Origin of the sequence: Streptomyces triticirhizae (genome assembly GCF_003696235.1) — a bacterium.
GTDB lineage: Bacteria > Actinomycetota > Actinomycetes > Streptomycetales > Streptomycetaceae > Streptomyces > Streptomyces triticirhizae.
Genome location: NZ_RFFJ01000004.1, coordinates 1 through 15,973, shown reverse-complemented (window position 1 = coordinate 15,973; position 15,973 = coordinate 1). Strand labels below are relative to the sequence as shown.

16 protein-coding genes are annotated in these 15,973 nt (G+C 71.9%); 7 read left to right on the top strand and 9 right to left on the bottom strand.

Annotated features, from left to right (window positions below):
• The first annotated feature begins 457 nt into the window (after positions 1–457).
• From EBN88_RS01610 to tgmC, 3 genes are read left to right on the top strand one after another with little or no spacing between them, the layout of a single operon-like run.
• Positions 458–679: a putative ATP-grasp-modified RiPP gene (locus EBN88_RS01610; protein WP_122182025.1), complete on the top strand. Its 222-nt coding sequence runs from the start codon at positions 458–460 to the stop codon at positions 677–679.
• Between the two features lie 13 nt (positions 680–692).
• Complete coding sequence (tgmB, locus tag EBN88_RS01605; protein WP_122181962.1) at positions 693–1,676, top strand: ATP-grasp ribosomal peptide maturase; 984 nt, start codon at positions 693–695, stop codon at positions 1,674–1,676.
• On the top strand, positions 1,673–2,794 hold the full coding sequence (gene tgmC / locus EBN88_RS01600; RefSeq protein ID WP_122181961.1) for an ATP-grasp peptide maturase system methyltransferase: 1,122 nt from the start codon (positions 1,673–1,675) through the stop codon (positions 2,792–2,794). Before tgmB ends, tgmC begins: the two co-directional genes overlap by 4 nt.
• Before the next feature lie 1,405 nt (positions 2,795–4,199).
• Here the strand turns inward: tgmC and EBN88_RS01590 are convergent.
• From EBN88_RS01590 to EBN88_RS01575, 4 genes are all read right to left on the bottom strand, one after another.
• On the bottom strand, positions 4,200–4,403 hold the full coding sequence (locus EBN88_RS01590; RefSeq protein ID WP_122181960.1) for a DUF397 domain-containing protein: 204 nt from the start codon (positions 4,401–4,403) through the stop codon (positions 4,200–4,202).
• 165 nt (positions 4,404–4,568) lie between these two features.
• Positions 4,569–4,793, bottom strand: a complete 225-nt coding sequence (locus EBN88_RS01585; protein WP_122181959.1) for a DUF397 domain-containing protein — start codon at positions 4,791–4,793, stop codon at positions 4,569–4,571.
• A 164-nt stretch (positions 4,794–4,957) separates the two neighbouring features.
• Entirely contained in the window at positions 4,958–5,161 is a 204-nt protein-coding gene (locus EBN88_RS01580; RefSeq protein WP_122181958.1) for a DUF397 domain-containing protein, read from the bottom strand.
• A complete protein-coding gene (locus EBN88_RS01575) occupies positions 5,158–5,988 on the bottom strand; it encodes a helix-turn-helix domain-containing protein (RefSeq protein ID WP_233580377.1) in 831 nt (276 codons plus the stop codon). Before EBN88_RS01575 ends, EBN88_RS01580 begins: the two co-directional genes overlap by 4 nt.
• A 187-nt stretch (positions 5,989–6,175) precedes the next feature.
• Here EBN88_RS01575 and EBN88_RS01570 point away from each other — a divergent pair, with 187 nt between their 5' ends.
• The 4 genes from EBN88_RS01570 to EBN88_RS01555 all read left to right on the top strand — a co-directional run bounded on the left by EBN88_RS01570 (position 6,176) and on the right by EBN88_RS01555 (position 7,785).
• Positions 6,176–6,601, top strand: a complete 426-nt coding sequence (locus tag EBN88_RS01570) for an ATP-binding protein (protein WP_122181956.1) — start codon at positions 6,176–6,178, stop codon at positions 6,599–6,601.
• The gene (locus EBN88_RS01565) at positions 6,601–6,921 is read left to right on the top strand and encodes a hypothetical protein (RefSeq protein WP_122181955.1); all 321 of its coding nucleotides are present in this window, start codon (positions 6,601–6,603) and stop codon (positions 6,919–6,921) included. Before EBN88_RS01570 ends, EBN88_RS01565 begins: the two co-directional genes overlap by 1 nt.
• Complete coding sequence (locus EBN88_RS01560) at positions 6,918–7,265, top strand: DUF7848 domain-containing protein (RefSeq protein ID WP_122181954.1); 348 nt, start codon at positions 6,918–6,920, stop codon at positions 7,263–7,265. Before EBN88_RS01565 ends, EBN88_RS01560 begins: the two co-directional genes overlap by 4 nt.
• A gap of 61 nt (positions 7,266–7,326) precedes the next feature.
• Complete coding sequence (locus EBN88_RS01555; protein ID WP_147472618.1) at positions 7,327–7,785, top strand: NUDIX hydrolase; 459 nt, start codon at positions 7,327–7,329, stop codon at positions 7,783–7,785.
• Here the strand turns inward: EBN88_RS01555 and EBN88_RS01550 are convergent, their stop codons facing one another.
• The 5 genes from EBN88_RS01550 to EBN88_RS01530 all read right to left on the bottom strand — a co-directional run bounded on the left by EBN88_RS01550 (position 7,786) and on the right by EBN88_RS01530 (position 15,743).
• Positions 7,786–10,806 carry a CHAT domain-containing protein gene (locus tag EBN88_RS01550; RefSeq protein ID WP_122181952.1) on the bottom strand — a complete coding sequence of 1,007 codons (3,021 nt, stop codon included), beginning with the start codon at positions 10,804–10,806 and terminating at the stop codon, positions 7,786–7,788.
• A 141-nt stretch (positions 10,807–10,947) separates the two neighbouring features.
• Positions 10,948–12,048 (bottom strand): rhamnose ABC transporter substrate-binding protein, encoded by a 1,101-nt coding sequence (rhaS, locus tag EBN88_RS01545; RefSeq protein WP_122181951.1) that lies wholly within the window; start codon positions 12,046–12,048, stop codon positions 10,948–10,950.
• On the bottom strand, positions 12,045–13,127 hold the full coding sequence (locus EBN88_RS01540; RefSeq protein ID WP_122181950.1) for an ABC transporter permease: 1,083 nt from the start codon (positions 13,125–13,127) through the stop codon (positions 12,045–12,047). Before EBN88_RS01540 ends, rhaS begins: the two co-directional genes overlap by 4 nt.
• Positions 13,117–14,151, bottom strand: coding sequence for an ABC transporter permease (locus EBN88_RS01535; RefSeq protein ID WP_122181949.1), 1,035 nt, complete (start codon positions 14,149–14,151; stop codon positions 13,117–13,119). The genes EBN88_RS01540 and EBN88_RS01535 overlap by 11 nt, the downstream gene beginning before the upstream one ends.
• The gene (locus EBN88_RS01530) at positions 14,148–15,743 is read right to left on the bottom strand and encodes a sugar ABC transporter ATP-binding protein (RefSeq protein ID WP_122181948.1); all 1,596 of its coding nucleotides are present in this window, start codon (positions 15,741–15,743) and stop codon (positions 14,148–14,150) included. The genes EBN88_RS01535 and EBN88_RS01530 overlap by 4 nt, the downstream gene beginning before the upstream one ends.
• Positions 15,744–15,973 lie beyond the last annotated feature (230 nt).

The following is a 15,973-nucleotide window of genomic DNA, read 5'->3' as shown; positions in this document are numbered from 1 at the left end:
GGCTGTCGGAGGTTGTCGAAGTCGCCATAACCATGCCGGTCATGGGCGCAGCCCGCTGGTCTGCCACGAACCAGAGATCGCGCAACGGAGGCCAGCTGCGCCTGCTGTACGCGGTCAAAGGATTACTGGTTCACGGACGGGGCGGCGCAAAATGGCTGGTTCGGGTGCCCCGGCGAATTCACCTTCTCCGCCGCAGGCGCCTGGCTCCGCATCGGGTCCGTTGGAATGGCGAGTTCCAATTGCCCAACAGATATCTTCCTGCTGATTTTTGCCATGATGCCTGATATCTCGCCACTCCGTGTTGCATTGGGTATGCAACGGCTCCTGTCGAGGGCATGGATGCCGTCGAGTTGGGGCGCCTGCTCCGGTTGGGTGGCGCCCCGTACGAAGTGAACGAGGAGGAGATGTGCAGACGAGGTTCACACGCACCGAGACCGTCGCACCGATCCCGTGGGGGATGCGCCGCATGGCTCCGCTGCGCAACGGTTCTCACTCGCTGTGGCGGTACGCGGGCATCGATCCGACCACCCAGACGGGCCGATGGGTGGGGGAAGACGGAGTGATGACGCCAGCCGAACTCGGCAAGCACGGCACGAGCGTGAACACCTACCCGCCCACCCAGGTCGGTAAGGACGGCAAGATGGATGGTGACTCCGGCCACGACGCGACACAGGATTAGGAGGTCAGAGCCCATGGACGGACGCCCGGTGTTGGTTTGCACGGAGGCCGAGGATGCGACCGCTGATCTGGTCATCGCGGAACTGAACCGGCGCCGGGTGCCCGTTCTCCGGTTCGACCCGGGACGCGATTTCCCGGCGACCGTGCTGCTCGCCGCGCGCATTGCGGGTCGGGGTGCATCCGGGGAGACGTCTGTGGAGGGTTGGGATGGGTGGTTGTCGACGGGGGCGCGTACAGCGGATCTGTCCGCCGTCCGTGCTCTGTACCACCGCCGGCCCAGTCCGTACTCGACGGGTAGTGGCGAGCAGGCAGTCCGGTTCGCCGCGCGGGAGAACTGGCGCGGTCTGGGTGGCGTGCTGGGCGCGCTGCCGGGATGCCTGTACCTGAGTCACCCTCAGGCCATCGCGCGAGCGGAGTACAAGCCCACGCAGTTGTCTGTGGCGCTCCGGGCCGGGTTCACCGTTCCCGCCACGCTGATCACCAACGATCCGACGGAGGCCAGGGTGTTCTGCGCTGCACAGCCGACCATCTACAAGCCGTTGCACGCGGGGGCATACGAGGTTGAAGGCGAGCCCGCCGGAATCTGGGCCGCCCCAGTCGAATCGGACGAGGTTGACAGTGCGGTGAGCCACAGCGCTCACCTGTTCCAAGCGCAGGTGAACAAGGTGGCGGATGTTCGCGTGGTCGCCGTGGGCAAGCAGGCGTTCAGTGCCCGCATCACCGCGCCGCCCGGGGTCGTGGACTGGAGAGCCGAGTACCAGAGCCTCACCTATGAACCGGTTGCCTGTCCGGAGGAGATACAGCGGGCGCTCGTACGGTTCCTGGCCGCCTTCGGGCTGAACTTCGGCGCCTTCGACTTCGCTGTGACCGCCGACGGCGGATGGTGGTTCCTGGAGTGCAATCCCAACGGCCAGTGGGCGTGGCTCGAAGACGCTGCCGGGCTGCCGATCACCACCGCCATCGCAGACCTGTTGGAGAACGGAGACGAGTCGGCATGAGTGAACCCCTGCCCTCGGAGCACCTACGAGCGGACCTCGCGCGACGCCTGTCAAAGACCGGTGCTTTGCGCAGTCCGGCATGGGAAGCGGCCGTGTTGTCCGTACCCCGCGAAGCGTTCCTTTCGCGCGGTTGGTTCGAGTACGAGGAAGACGGTTGGTACCGGCCTGCGGCAGGCGACTCGGCAGAAGGGCTCGCGCGGATCTACGAGGACGACACCTTCGTGACGCAGGTGGCCGGTGGCGTCTTCCCCGATCAGGTGGAGGGGCGCATCGCGGCGGCGCCCTCGTCCTCGTCCACTCTGCCGAGTCTGGTCGTGCGGATGCTCGAAGACCTGCGGGTGACGGAAGGGACGCGTGTGCTGGAGGTCGGCACGGGCACGGGTTACTCAACCGCCCTGCTGTGTCGGGTCGTTGGCGAGGACAACGTAACCACCGTCGAGGTTGACGCCGAGGTGTCCGCCCGTGCCGGGATCGCGCTCGCGGGTGCCGGCTACTGGCCCACCCGCGTGGTCGGTGACGGCCTGGCGGGCGACGGGGACGGCGGTCCGTACGACCGCGTGATCGCCACATGCGGCGTCCACACCGTGCCGGCCGACTGGCTCACGCAGACCCGCCCCGGCGGGGAGATCCTGGTCACCGTGGGCGGATGGATGCACGCCTCCGAACTCGTACGGCTCACCGTCGCCGACGACGGAACGGCAAGCGGTCCGGTCCTTGGCGGAGGGGTCTCGTTCATGTTGGCCCGCCCTCACCTTCCGGCCCCGCTGGGCATCTTGCCGAACCTGGGCGGGGGTGACGCGGTGCCCGCAGAGCTGGGCGCGGATGTGCTCGACGACTGGACCGCTCGTTTCGTGGCGCAGTTCGCGGTACCGCGCGCACAGCGACTCACGCTGGAACGTGACGGCCGGGCGGAACACGTCGTGATCGACGTGGACGCCGAGGCGTGGGCGGTCGTTTTCCGGGACGGGGAACGGTGGTTCGTCCGGCAGGGCGGCACGGCACGCCTGTGGGACGAGATCACTGAACGCGTCACGCGATGGCAGCGGGACGGCTGCCCGCCCGCCGACCGTATGCGCCTGCACGTCGGCCCCGACGGACAACGCCTCACCTGGCCGTGACATCGGGCCGGACCTGCGCTGTGCTGTGACGTCAGGCCCGGGCGGTGCCTTGGCCGAGAGGACCATCCCCGCGTGCGCGGGGAGCAGAGAAGCTGACCTGGGGTTTTATCGGTGGGGAGGGCGGTTTTTACTTACTTTCGCGGAAACCGGCATCGTGGACAAAAGCCCATCCCCTCCTTGATGTTCCGCACTGCTCGACGCCGGCCACCATACCGAGGTGGAGTGTTCGGGCGGGGGTGTTCCGCGTGAAGGGGGCGGCCCTCTGGGTCTTTTGGGGCGAGGAGTGCTGATGGGTGGTTGGGGCGGTGGTCTTGGGGCTGTCGGAGGTTGTCGAAGTCGCCTTGGCGATGCCGGCCTTGGGCGCGCCCTTCGAGACGGGGAACGGTGGATGGTCCGGCAGGGCGGCGGCTCGGCACGCTTGTGGGACGAGATCACCGAGCGCGTCACGCGGTGGCAGAGGGGCGGGCGCCCACCTGCCGACCGTATGTGGCTGTACGTCGGCCCCGATAGACATGACCCCAGACCGAGGCCCGCCGTGCTGTGCTGTCAGACCCGGGGCGGTAGCACAGCCGGGTGCCCTGCGGATGACGGCGTCCGAGCAAAGGCCGTGCGGGCTGGGGGTGTTGAACGAACTGTTCACTTCCAAACGGGCACCTAGAAAAAGAGTCCCCCACCCCCGGCGCCCGTTTCGGGAGTCGACGGGGCACGGGCTATGACGACGGGAGGCGTTGTTCGCGCGGCAGCGTGGTCGTTGACCCCACCCCACCACTCACCGCACCCTTCAGCGACCAACCGGCACCGTCCCCGTGAGACGCCCGACGCTCGGCCACACTCCGAGACGGGCCATCCGCCGGGGCAGGCCGGCGAAGCCGGTGCGCGCCACGCACGCCCCCAGTGGCCAACCGGCCCTCGAACTCGGCGCGGTCCCTGCGCCCGGAGGGCACGGTCGCCACTCCCGACCACCCCCGACGACAACGAATCGACCCTCCGGAAGACGCCCCTCCCCCTCCCAGCCAGCCCCTCACAGTCATTCGTTACGCCCGCACCCGGCCGATCCACCCGCCATGTAGGCCGCACGTCGTGGTCCGCGCCACAACCCCAACCCCGCACAACGCGTTTCGTCAACGAACCAACCGAGCAACGGGCTGCCCCGCACCGGCCACCGGCCCGCAGACAGACCGGACACACACGCCACCCGCACTCACCCCGAGCGCGCGGGGACCACCTTGGGAGCTTCGGGGTGCTGGCTGTTGAGGCGGGACCATCCCTGCGTACGCGGGGAGCAGAGAAGCTGACCTGCGGTCTCCTCAGCGGGGAGGGCGGTTTTACTTACTTTCGCGGAAACCGGCATCGTGGACAAAAGCCCATCCCCTCCTCGGCGTGCCCGACTATTCGGCGCTGGCCTTCAGTGCTTGAGGTGGTCGATGAAGGTCGTCCAGGCCGGGGTGGGCAGGACGAGTGCGGGGCCCGGGTTCTTGCTGTCGCGGACGGGGACCGCGCCGGGGAAGCCGTCGGCGACCTCGACGCACTCCCCGTTGCCCTGGCTCCGGCGGGGCTTGCGCCATGCGGCGTGGGCGAGGTCGGTGATCCGACCCGATGCGATGGTCATGGCTCGGCCTTCCTGTTCGTGACGAGTGTCAGGCTGGCGGACGCGCGCCTCACCAGTGTCCCCGGATGGCCGGCGCCGGAGAAGGGGCGAACCCCGGCGCCTGTTGGGGCGGCGGGGTTCGGGAGGGGGAGAGGCCGGCTGGTCGGGCCGGCTGTCTCGGGTCGGTCAGAGGTTGTCGAAGTCGCCCTTGGCGATGCCGCCCTTGAAGGCGGCCCACTCGCCTGCGGTGAAGCAGAGGTGCGGGCGGTCGGGGTTCTTCGAGTCGCGCAACGCGACACCGCCGTCGGGCAGCGGGGCCAGCTCGAAGCACTGACCATTGTTGGCGGTCAGGCTGCTCTTCTGCCAGACGAGGGTGCTGGGATCGGTCGCGTACAACTCGGGTTTCTGCATGGCCGTCCTCCTCGGTGTCGCGCCGTGGTGAAGTGTCTCCGCCGCGTGCAGGATCTCATCCGCAGGCACGTCCGGGGAGGGCGCACGGCGGGCGAAAGGGGCGAACCCCGGCGCCTGTTGGGGCGGCGGGGTTCGGGAGGGGGGTGGGTGGTGCCGGGGGTGCTTCAGTGCTTGAGGTGGTCGATGAAGGTCGTCCAGGCCGGGGTGGGCAGGACGAGTGCGGGCCCCGGGTTCTTGCTGTCGCGGACGGGGACCGCGCCGGGGAAGCCGTCGGCGACCTCGACGCACTCCCCGTTGCCCTGGCTCCGGCGGGGCTTGCGCCATGCGGCGTGGGCGAGGTCGGAGACCCGGCCCAATTCGCTGTTCATAGCTCGGACATCCTGTTCTTGATGAGTGCCAGCGACTCGGGGACGCTGACCGCGTTGGCACGCAGGTTGTCGAACATCAACTCGTAGCGCTCGGTGTTGCGGACGTACGGGTCGCTGTTGGACTCGACATACACCACGTTCGCGTCCTCCTGATGATCGAACTGGAGGATAACGAACGGCCCTACCAGTGTCCCCGGATGGGCCCCGTTGGAGAAGGGGATCACCTGGAGCAGGATGTTGGGTTGGGCGGCCAGTTCCAGCAGCCGGCCGAGCTGTTCCTTCATCACCTCGGGGCCGCCGACCACCCGGGCGATCGCCGACTCGTCGATCACGGCCCGCACCTGGACCGGGTTGGCCAGGTTGAGCAACTCCTGGCGCTGCAAGCGCACATCGTGCTGCTGCTCGGCCGCGTCATCGCTCATGCCCGGGACGGTGGAACGGTTGATGGCCTCGGCGTAGCGGCTGGTCTGGAACAGGCCGGGAACGACGGGCTGGTAGGTCAGGATCATCTTCGCCTCGGCTTCGAGACCGATGTACGTCGAGTACGGGATGTCGCTGTAGAGCTGCCACCACCCCTTCTTGCGGGCCTCGCGGGTCAGCTTCAACAACTGGTCCCGCCGTTCACCCTGCACCTCGAAGAAGTCGAGGATCGTGGTCACGTCGGCCACTGCCGGAGCGCCGCGTCCCGCCTCCAGGCGGGACATCTTCGAAGGCGAGAACTTCACCTGCCGTGCTACCTCGGCGGCGGTCAGCTTCGCGTCCTCGCGCAGCTGCTTCAGTTCCTGTCCCAGTCGGCGGCGCCGAACCACCGGGCTCGCAGTCATCATGCACGGCAGTGTGCCATGAACTGACGGCCCGTTTGAGGAAGATGCAATTTCACGCTGAGGCAGGATTGCGCGATGGGGTGTCTCTGCGTCATTGTGTCTCACGACACGGAGCGCTCGCTTGGTCACGGGGCGTTGCCGTTGTCTGCCCACCCTCATGCGCGAACCGCGCAGGCTCCGGGAGGTGCCCATGATCATCGTTCCACAACCCGCTGCTGAACTGGGCGTCTACAGCTGGCAGTTAACGGCTCGGGCGCGTGATTTCGAGCGTTGGCGGGCGATCGCCGGCGCCGTCGTGAGCCGACTCGGTGGTGACGCTGAGGCAGTGGAGCTGGCGCGGCTCGGAGTCAGTGAATTGCTCTGCAACGTCGTCAAACACGTCGCTCACGACCCGAGATGCCGGCTGAAAATCACCCGCGAGGGTGAACGTATCCGCGTCTCCGTGAATGACCGCTCGTCCCACGTGCCCAAGGCGGCCGTTCCCGACTGGAGTTCGGAGAGCGGGCGCGGGCTGTGGCTGCTGGGCCAGATGGCCGAGGAGTGGGGCTACTCGCCGGCGGGGGAGGGGAAGTCGGTCTGGTTCCGGTTCCCGGTCGCCGGGCGGCGGGCCACCTGATGGGCGGCGAGTGGGAGTTCATGCTTCCGCTGCCGGGCCGGCGGGGGGCCAACTCCTGGGTGGTCGGGCCGTGTTGGTTCTTCTGCGGTCACCAGGTGACGGCCGTGGTGTGGATCGGGGCGGTCTCCACGGTGGGGGCGCACGCTCCGCTCTACGCCTGTGGGGGGTGTCTGGATCAACTGCACGCGATGGTCTGGGACTTCGCGGAGTCGGGGTGGAAGGCCCGGTACCGCAAAGCGCGGACGGTGTTCGGGCGGCGGCTGCGGCGGCTGGCCGATGTCTATCAACCAACGGAGACGAAGGGGCAGGGCGGGGGATGACCGAGATCGTTCGGGGCGCGGACTGGGTGCTGGTCAAGGAGCGGGGGCCGGGGGTGCCCGAGGGCATCTACGGGGCGGAGTGCATGAGCTGCGAGGCGCGTTCGCCGCTGTTCGACGACGACGAGCTGCCGGTGGCGGTGTGGTCGATCCAACACACGGCCGAGTACCCGGAGCACACGTTGTTTCTGGCGCGGACGGAGCGGCACTGGCGGGTGGTGCCCCGCCCGCACGAGACCGGTCCGGAGCAACCCCCGGAGTCCGGCGGGGTGTTGGGGCCGGCGTTCGTCGGACTGATGTGCCTGCTGACCGCCCTGGCCGGCTTCCTCCCGGCGCTCACCTACTGACCAACCAACCAACCAAGCAAGTCAAGCAAGTCAACTCACCTACACGAGACAAGGGTTCTTCATGCGTACGACGATTGTCCGTTCCTCGGTTCCGTTCACCTTTCACGTGTTGGCGACCACGGCGTCGAACCACGTGTTGATGGTGCGGGGGAAGCGGGAGGGGATGGATGACGGGTGGGTGCTGCCGCACGGCACGGTGCCGCAGGGGCGGTGCGTGATCCTGGCCGCGCGGGAGCTGCTGATGAAGCGGACCGGATGCGACCGTTCCCTCGCCGAGGTGCTGGCCGTCACCCCGACCACGGACGAGGAGGGGGAGTTGAACGGGTTCTCCTATGTGCTGGACGGTGGGGTGTTGCCGGAGGTGCCGGACAACGACCCGGTGGAGGGGGCGAGTTGGGTGCCGATGCGGGAGTTGCACGAGCCGCCGGCGTTGTACCAGTACGCGATCATCGCCGCCGGGCAGCGCCGCCGGCTGCCGCTGTTGGTCAACGCCGACCGGCCCGAGGCCGCCTTCAGCTGATCAGCCGAGCGACGCCGCTTCGCCGCCCGCCGGGTTGCCCTGGTGGGTGAACGCCGCCCACAGGTGCAACGCGTCGAGGTCGCGGCGCGCCGCCTCGCGGGCCAGGTCGCGCGGGAGGCCGGGGGGCGGGGTCCGGTCGGGGGCGAGCATCCAGAGCTGGGCGGCGCGCAGCGCGTCGGGCGGGGCCTGGCCGCCCCGGGTGAGGGCGTCGTGGAAGACGGCCATCATCACGGCGGCCGCCCCGTCTTGGATGGCCCAGCGCGAGCCGATGACATCGGTCGCGCCCCGGCTGACCAGCGCGGTGGCCAACGTCAACGCCTCGTCGTGGTCGCGGGTGCTCAGGTCCGTCTCGCAGGCGCTGAGCACGACCAGCGGGCCGGCCGTCGTTCCGGGCGCCGCGCCGGCGCGGTCCAGGATGTCGGCCACGGTCAACTCGCCGTCGCCCGGGCCGTTTTCGGGCGCGGCGAGCCGCAGCGCGGAACGCGCCGGGTGCACCCCGGCCATCGCGTGACACGCCAGGTGCACGATCGCGGCCGGCGCCGCGCCGCCGGGCAGCGCGGCCAGCACCTCCTCGGGCGTGCCGGCCGCGTCGCCGGCGTCGGTGAGGGAAAGAAACGAGCCGTAGCGCAGCGCCCGTGGGTAGCGGGCGCGCAGCGCCGCCGTCTCGATCTCGGCCCAGACGAGGGTGAGGTGGGGGTCGGCGACCAGCAGCTGCCCGGCCTCGGCGGGCAGCCGCTCGCGCCGCGCGGCGCGCAGGAACTCGGCGCCGGAGGACGCGTAGCTGATCACGGCGGACTGGCAGGCGTACCGATACGCACCGTGCTCGTTCCCGACGCGGGCCGCGTGCCAGGGAACGGCGCCGAGCGGGCCGCAGGGCACGAGCACGACGCGGGGCGCGCGGCCGGGAGGCCGGCCGACGGCGTTCAGGACGGGGGCCATCACGGCGGGCCCGGCCCAGTCGCACAGCCCGCGCAGCTCCACCCGCCAGTGGCCCTCCCACGCGGCCCGCCAGCTGGAGTGCACGCGGGGATCGCCGCCCGTGCGGGAGCGGTTCGCCGCCGCGTCGAGGTAACGGTCCAGCGGGGTGCGGTCGTCCAGCCGTTCGGGGATCGACTCGTCCATGACCAGTTCCGGGAGCGTCAGCGATGCGGCGCCGCCGGGGCGGACGATCAACGCGACGCCGGGGACGCCGGGGCGCCGCCCGGGAACGAGATACACCAGCGCGTCCACGCCGGCCGCCGTCAGCCCTGCGGCCAGTGCCTTCGGCTCCGGCGGCCGCAGCAACTCGCCCGGAACCCGTTCCCGCAGCGCGTCCAGCGCCAGCCGGCGCAGGCCCGGCGTGAGGAACGCGTCGGCCGCCGCCCCCGGCAGCGGGCCGGCCCCGGCCTCGGCGCGCCACCGCGCCGCCAACTCCCGTTCCCCGCGCGCCTCCAACCGCTCGGGCACGTCGCGCGCCACGGAGGCGGCGCGCAGCACCAGGGCCCGGCCCATCTCCAACGCGTACACCGCCTGGGCCGGCTCGCTCCCCGCCTCGCGCGCCAGCCACAGCGCGTGGGTCGCACCGGCGCGGGCCACGGACAGCCCGTGCTCGGCGCCGGACTGGAGCAGCACGTCGTCAGCCAGGACACCCAACGCCTCGCGGCGAACGGTTCGGGCGTTGGTCAGGTCCCGGTCGGCCCGGTCGCCGCCCCACTGGCCGCGCAGCCACAGCGCCTCCGACAGCTGCACGAGCACCTCGCCGCTGTGGGGCGGGCAGCGCCCCTCGACCAGCAGGTCGCGGCATCGGGCCAGGACACTGATCGAACGCTCCAGCACCGCACGGTCGTCGAGGTGCCGGGCGGCGTGCAGCAGCGCGCGGCCCAGGGTGTGCAGGAGTAGGGCCTCGCTGCTCGGGTGGGGATGCGGGGCGACCAGGGCCTCGCGCGCGGCCGTCAACGCGTGGGAGACCGCCTCGCGGACGGGTGCCAGCGAGACCAGGCAGGCGAAGGCGTTGGCCCGCAGCATGGGGAGGAACGCGGCGAGCGTGGCGGGCACCCGGCGCCGGTCGGTCTCGGCCAACTCCCGGTAGTGGCGCGCCGCTGCGGCGGTCATCTCGCGGTCACCCTCGCGGGCGGCCAGTTCGTGCTCCTGCGCGGCCAGGGCACCCAGGACCGCGAAACGCAGCTCGTGATCGGTGGGCAACGCGGCCAGCAACTCGGTGAGTTCGCCGACCAGGCGCCGCATGGTGTCGAGGTCGCCCTCACGTTGGGCCCGGGCCCGCTCCCGCTGGATGGTGGCCAGCGCCGGCGGCACCTCGACCGAGCGGCCGGGGCCGTTGGCGTCCAACTCCCGTGCGAGTGCCAGCACATCGTCGCCGAGCCGCAGGCTGCCGCCCAGCTGCGCCGCCGCCTCCAGCCAACCGGTGAGCAGGGCGGTGAGGACGCGGCGGGTTTCCGGGGTGCGTTCGTCGTTCTCGGGCAGGCCGTCCAGCAACGCCCGCAGTCGGGCGATGCCCAGCTCCAGGCGCTTCAGGTCACCGGTCTGGGTGAGTCGGGTCATGTCGAGCTGGAAGACGAGGTACTGCTCCACGTCGAGCGGGCTTCGCCAGGTGAACCCGCCCTCGCCGGCGGCGGGGTCCGGCTCGGCCACGGCCTCCTCGTCGATCTCGTCGAAGTCCATGGTGCCGGGCGCCGCCAGGTTGGCGCGCAGCAGCAGGGCGGCGTGCAGGCGGGCGGCGCGGGCCCGCTCCGAAGTGGATGCGCGGGAGGCCGCCCGTGCGGCGAGCCGGAGCCGGGCGGCCAGTGCGCGGGGCTCCGGCTCGCCGCAGCGGAGGTCGGTCAACAGTGCGTGGAACGCGACGAGTTCGGGCGAGTCCAGCCCGAGGTCACTCGCCTCGTCGGCGGCGCGGGCGCGGGGAACGGCCGGATCGTAGGCCGTGGCGCAGAGCCAGCCCAGCAGCCGGCGGAAACGCGGAACGTCGTCCGAGGCCCAGCGCAGCACCTCCCGCACCGCCCGCGCCAGCTCCGCGTCGTCCTCCGCCACCCGCGCCCCCGTTCCCCGTTCCCGCCCGTCTCCGTTCCTCGATGGTGCCCCAGGCGCCCGTCGCCCGGCCTGCGTCGACCGGGCAACGGCCGGGCGGGCACCGGAAGTTGACCGGCCGGCCCCAGCTCACCCGCCCCCGTCTCAGAAGTCGTAGTCGTCGATGTTGTCGGCGTTGAAGCGGGTCGGCGGGCCCAGGGTGACCACGCCGTCGGGGCCGACGGTGTACTCGCCCAGTTCGCCGGCCGTGAAGGTCTCGCCCTCCGCGCCGGTGATGATGCCGGAGGCGACGGCCGCGCCGGCGTAGGCGGCGAGTTCGCCGAGCGCGGTCGGGTCCCAGAGGGCGAACTCCGTGACCGTGCCGTCGGCGACGAACTCCCGCATCTGGTTGGGCGTGCCCAGCCCGGTCAGGGCCACCTCGCCCCGGTACTCGGAGCCCTGGAGGTAACGGGCGGCCGCCGCGATGCCGACGGTGGTGGGGGAGACGATCGCCGCCAGGTCGGGGTGGGCCGCCAGGAGGCCCTGTGTCTCGCGGAACGACTTCTCGTCCTCGTCGTCCCCGTAGGCGACGGCGACCAGTTCGATGTCGGCGTAGTCGGGGTTCTCCGCCAGCTCGGCCTCCATGGTGTCGATCCAGGCGTTCTGGTTGGTGGCGTTGGCGGTGGCCGACAGGATCGCGATCTCGCCCTCGCCGCCGATCTGTTCGGCCGTCATCTCCAGCAGCGCGCCGCCGACCTCGGCGCCGTCCACCTGGCTGACGAAGACGTCGCGGCACTCGGGCGCCACGTCGGAGTCGAACGTCACGACCGTCGTCTCCAGCGCGCGGGCCTGTTCCAGCGCGGAGCAGAGCGCGTTGGGGTCGTTGGCGGACAACAGCACGACGTCGGTGGCCTGTTGGCTGAGCGTGTTGACATAGGACAGCTGGGAGGAGGCGGAGGCGTCGGAGGGGCCGGTGTACTCGTAGGAGCCGGCGAGTTCGTCGACGACGCGTTCGGCGCCCTCGCTGCTGGCCTCGAAGTAGGGGTTGTTGACGGACTTGGGCAGCATCGCGACGCTCAGGTCGGTCGCGTAGGCGGCGTCCGGGTCGGCGGTGGCGTCGCCGGCGGGGGCGTCGTCGCGTTCCTCCTCGCTGTCCCGGGTGGTGCCGCCGCAGGCGGCGAGGGTGAGGGCCAGGCCGAGGGCGAGCGCGGCGCGGCGGGCACGGGTTCTGCCCGGTTTCGTGGTCGGGGCTGGGGTGCGGGTCATGGTCGGCCATCCCTTCGTGTCGGCTCGGGAAGCGGAACGGCGGTGCGGGCGGCGGGCGTTGGGGGCGACGGCGACGGCGGCGGTGCGGGCGTGCGGCGGCGGAGGCGGGCGCCCAGCGCGGCGGAGACGTTGGGCAGCAGCACGGAGAGGATCAGGAGCGTGCCGGTGATGACGGTGAGCGCGTCGGCCGAGACCTTCGCCAGGCGGAGCGCGTTCTGGAGCGAGGTCAGCAGCACGACGCCGGCGACCACGCCCAGCAGCGTGCCGCGCCCGCCGTAGATGGAGACCCCGCCGAGCAACACGGCGGCGACGACGGTGAGTTCGAGGCCCTCCGCGTTGTCGGCGCGGGCGGTGGAGTAGCGCAGCGTCCAGTAGACGCCGACCAGCCCGGCGACCGCGCCGGAGACCACATAGAGCAAGAACTTGGTGCGCTCCACCGGGATGCCGGCGAACGCGGCGGCCGTGTCGTTGGCGCCCATCGCGAAGATCGCCCGGCCCACGGGCGTGGCGTGCAGGGCGAGCGCGAACGCCACCACCAGCAGCAGGATCGGCGGGACGACGTTGGGCACCCAGCCGCCGCCCAGCGAGCCGTTGGCCCAACGGGTGTAGTCCCGCGCGAAGTCGGCGACGGCCGTGTCGCCGAGGAGGACATAGGCCAGGCCACGGTAGAGGGCGAGCGTGCCGATGGTGACGGCCAGCGAGGGCAGGCCGAGCACGGTCACCAGCAGCCCGTTGAACGCGCCGAGCACCGCGCCGGCCAGCACCGCCAGCGGCACAATGGTCTCCAACGGCAGCCCCCCGGCCCAGAGTTCACCCATCAGCGCGCTGGTCAGGCCGACCGTGCTGGCCACCGACAGGTCGATCTCGCCGCTGACCACGATCAGCGTCATCGGCAGCGCCAGCAGCAGCACGGGCGCCAGGTCGAGGATCAGGAACGTCGCGTTGCGCGTCGTGCCGAACTCGTCGACCGCGCCGGAGGCGACGAGCAGGGTGAGCACGGTGAGCGCGACGACCGCCGCGTCCCAGCCGGCGAGGCGTCGGGGGAGGCGGGGCCAACGCGCGGCGTTCTCAGTGGACATGGGCGTCGTCCCTTCCGCGGAGCGAGGCCGCGACGCGCAGCGCGACCAGCCGGTCCAGGGCGATGGCCGCGATGATCAGCGCGCCGACGACGGCCCGTTGCCAGAACGGGTCGACGCCCAGCACCGGCAGCGCGTTGTTGATCACGGTCAGCAGCAGTGCGCCCAGCGCGGCGCCGTAGACGCTGCCACTGCCGCCGAAGATCGCGACGCCGCCGACCACCACGGCCGCCACGATGTCCAGCTCCATCCCGTAGCCGGCGGAGGCGTCGACCGTTCCGTAGCGGGCCGCGTAGAGCACGCCGCCGAGCCCGGCGAGGGTGCCGGAGACCACATAGGCCAGCAGCAGCCGCGAGGGGATGGGCAGCCCGGCGAGCCGGGCGGCCTCCTCGTGGGAGCCGATCGCGTACAGGTCGCGGCCGGCCCGGTGGCGGCGCAGGAACTCCCCGACGGCCAGCAGCACCGCCACCGCGATCAGGAAGAGCCAGGGCACGCCCAGCACCCGCGCGGTGCCGAAGTCCAGGAAGCCGCGCGGGAGTTCGCCGGCGCTGATCCGGGAGCCGCCGGCGAGGAAGTAGACCAGGCCACGGAAGACATAGAGCGTGCCGAGCGTCGCCACCAGCGCGGGCACCCGGCCGTAGGCGATGACCAGCCCGTTGACCGTGCCGCAGGCCGCGCCGATGGCCAGCCCGACCAGGGCGGCGAGCGGAACGGGCAGCCCGGGGTGGTCGGCGAGCACCGTCGCCGTGCCGAACGCGGACAGGCCGAGCACCGAGGCCACCGACAGGTCGATGCCCCGGCCGACGACCACCATCGTCATCCCGCAGGCCAGCAGCAGCGTCAGCGCTGTCGCCAGCAGGATGTCGCGGATCGACTGGGCGGACAGGAAACGGGAGTTGGCCAGCCAGGTGACCGCGACCAGCAGCACCAGGGCGACCAGCAGGCCCAGCGCGCGGAAGCGCAGCACCGCGTCCAGCAGCGCGGCGCCGCCGCGTTCGCGCTCCGGCGGCCTCCCGGCGACGGTCACGCGGTCACCTCCCCACGGGGCGCCGCCCGGGACGGACCGGCCGGCGTCTCGTGACCGGTCGCTGCGCGGATCACCCGTTCCTCGGTCGCCTCGGCGCGCGGCAGCTCCGCGACCAGCCGGCCCTCGCGCATCACCAGCACCCGGTCGGCCATCCCGAGCACCTCCGGCAGCTCGGAGGAGATCAGCAGGATCGCCACGCCGTCGGCGGCGAGTTGGGCGATCAGCCGGTGCACCTCGGCCTTGGTGCCGATGTCGATGCCCCGGGTCGGCTCGTCCACGATCAGCACCCGGGGTCCGGTGGCCAGCCACTTGGCGAGGACCACCTTCTGCTGGTTGCCGCCGGAGAGCGTGCCCACGGGATCGTCCAGGTCGCCGTAGCGGGTGCGCAGCCGCTCCGCCCACTCGCGGGCGGCGCGCCGCTCCGCGCCGCCGACGAGGAAGCCGAAGCGGGAGAGCTGGCGGGCGCGCGGCAGCGTCGCGTTGCGCTGGACGGACAGCGCCAGCACCAGGCCCTGTTGGCGCCGGTCCTCGGGAACGAGGGCCAGCCCGGCGGCCATCGCGGCCCGGGGCCGGCCCGGCGGCAGCACCCGGCCGGCGACCGTGACCGTTCCGCCGTCGCGCGGGTCCACGCCGAAGATGCCGCGCGCCACCTCGGAGCGGCCGGCGCCCACCAGCCCGGCGAGCGCGACGATCTCGCCGGCCCTGACCTCGAACCCGACGTCCCGGTAGACGCCGGCGCGGCTCAGGCCCTTCACCTCCAACGCCGGGGCCCCGGGCGGGTGTTGTCCCGGGGCGTCCGGGACGTCCGGGGAGTCCCGCCGGACGAGGAGCGCGTCGGGCTCGCGGCCCACCATCTGCTCGACCAGCCGGTCCACGGTGGTCTCGGCGAGCGGAGCGGTGGAGACATGGGCGCCGTCGCGCAGCACGGTGACCCGTTGGCACAGCGCCGTGACCTCGGCGAAGCGGTGGGAGACGAACAGCACGGCGGCGCCCTGGGCGCGCAGCGCCTCGACCACCGAGAAGAGCCGCTCCACCTCGGGCCCCGACAGCGCGGCCGTCGGCTCGTCCATCACCAGCACGCGCGCCTTCAGGGAGACGGCCTTGGCGATCTCGACGATCTGCTGGTCGGCGATCGACAGGCCGCGCGCGGGGCGGCGCGGGTCGAGCGGCACGCCGAGGCGGGCGAGCACGGCGCCGGCCTCGGCGCGCATCGCGCGCTCGTCGATCCGGCCGAACCGGCCGCGCGGCTGCCGGCCGACGAAGACGTTCTCCGCGACGGTCAGGTCGGGGAAGAGGCCCGGCTCCTGGTGGATCACGGCGAGCCCCGCGGCCCGCGCGTCCTGCGGGTTCCTGAACTCGACGGGCGCGCCGTCGAGTTCGACGACGCCCCGGTCGGGGCGGTGCACCCCGGCGAGCACCCTGATCAGCGTGGACTTGCCGGCGCCGTTCTCGCCGACGAGGGCGTGCGCCTCACCGGCGCGCAGCGCCAGGTGCGCGCCGCGCAGGGCGGCGACGGCGCCGAAGCTCTTCCACACGTCGCGCAGGGCGACCACGGGGGCGTCGTCCGGGTCGGCGGGGCGGGAGGCGGCCATGGACCCTCCACTCGTGAATCGATTCATGCCGTGCGCATGACACGACTTGGACCGTGGGGTGGGTGGTGTGGGGGACTGCGTGCGGGAAGGGGCGCGGGTCGTGGGGGCGGTTGGGGCCCCGGAGCAGGTCTGGGAAGGTTGGTACCCATGCCTTCCCCGGCCGGCGGGTGTCCATTCACCGGGCAGGTCAGAGCGGCCCGCCGGGCGGGGGCGGGGCGGCTCGCCGGGCG

Bases quoted from the DNA above. Each gene is read 5' to 3' on its own strand.
- EBN88_RS01590 (WP_122181960.1), bottom strand. From the start codon at position 4,403: ATGACCATCGCATCGGGTCGGATCACCGACCTCGCCCACGCCGCATGG.
- EBN88_RS01570 (WP_122181956.1), top strand. From the start codon at position 6,176: ATGATCATCGTTCCACAACCCGCTGCTGAACTGGGCGTCTACAGCTGG.
- EBN88_RS01560 (WP_122181954.1), top strand. From the start codon at position 6,918: ATGACCGAGATCGTTCGGGGCGCGGACTGGGTGCTGGTCAAGGAGCGG.
- EBN88_RS01540 (WP_122181950.1), bottom strand. From the start codon at position 13,127: ATGTCCACTGAGAACGCCGCGCGTTGGCCCCGCCTCCCCCGACGCCTC.
- EBN88_RS01555 (WP_147472618.1), top strand. From the start codon at position 7,327: ATGCGTACGACGATTGTCCGTTCCTCGGTTCCGTTCACCTTTCACGTG.
- tgmB (WP_122181962.1), top strand. From the start codon at position 693: ATGGACGGACGCCCGGTGTTGGTTTGCACGGAGGCCGAGGATGCGACC.
- tgmC (WP_122181961.1), top strand. From the start codon at position 1,673: ATGAGTGAACCCCTGCCCTCGGAGCACCTACGAGCGGACCTCGCGCGA.
- EBN88_RS01580 (WP_122181958.1), bottom strand. From the start codon at position 5,161: ATGAACAGCGAATTGGGCCGGGTCTCCGACCTCGCCCACGCCGCATGG.
- EBN88_RS01565 (WP_122181955.1), top strand. From the start codon at position 6,601: ATGGGCGGCGAGTGGGAGTTCATGCTTCCGCTGCCGGGCCGGCGGGGG.
- EBN88_RS01530 (WP_122181948.1), bottom strand. From the start codon at position 15,743: ATGGCCGCCTCCCGCCCCGCCGACCCGGACGACGCCCCCGTGGTCGCC.
- rhaS (WP_122181951.1), bottom strand. From the start codon at position 12,048: ATGACCCGCACCCCAGCCCCGACCACGAAACCGGGCAGAACCCGTGCC.
- EBN88_RS01610 (WP_122182025.1), top strand. From the start codon at position 458: ATGCGCCGCATGGCTCCGCTGCGCAACGGTTCTCACTCGCTGTGGCGG.
- EBN88_RS01585 (WP_122181959.1), bottom strand. From the start codon at position 4,793: ATGCAGAAACCCGAGTTGTACGCGACCGATCCCAGCACCCTCGTCTGG.
- EBN88_RS01575 (WP_233580377.1), bottom strand. From the start codon at position 5,988: ATGATGACTGCGAGCCCGGTGGTTCGGCGCCGCCGACTGGGACAGGAA.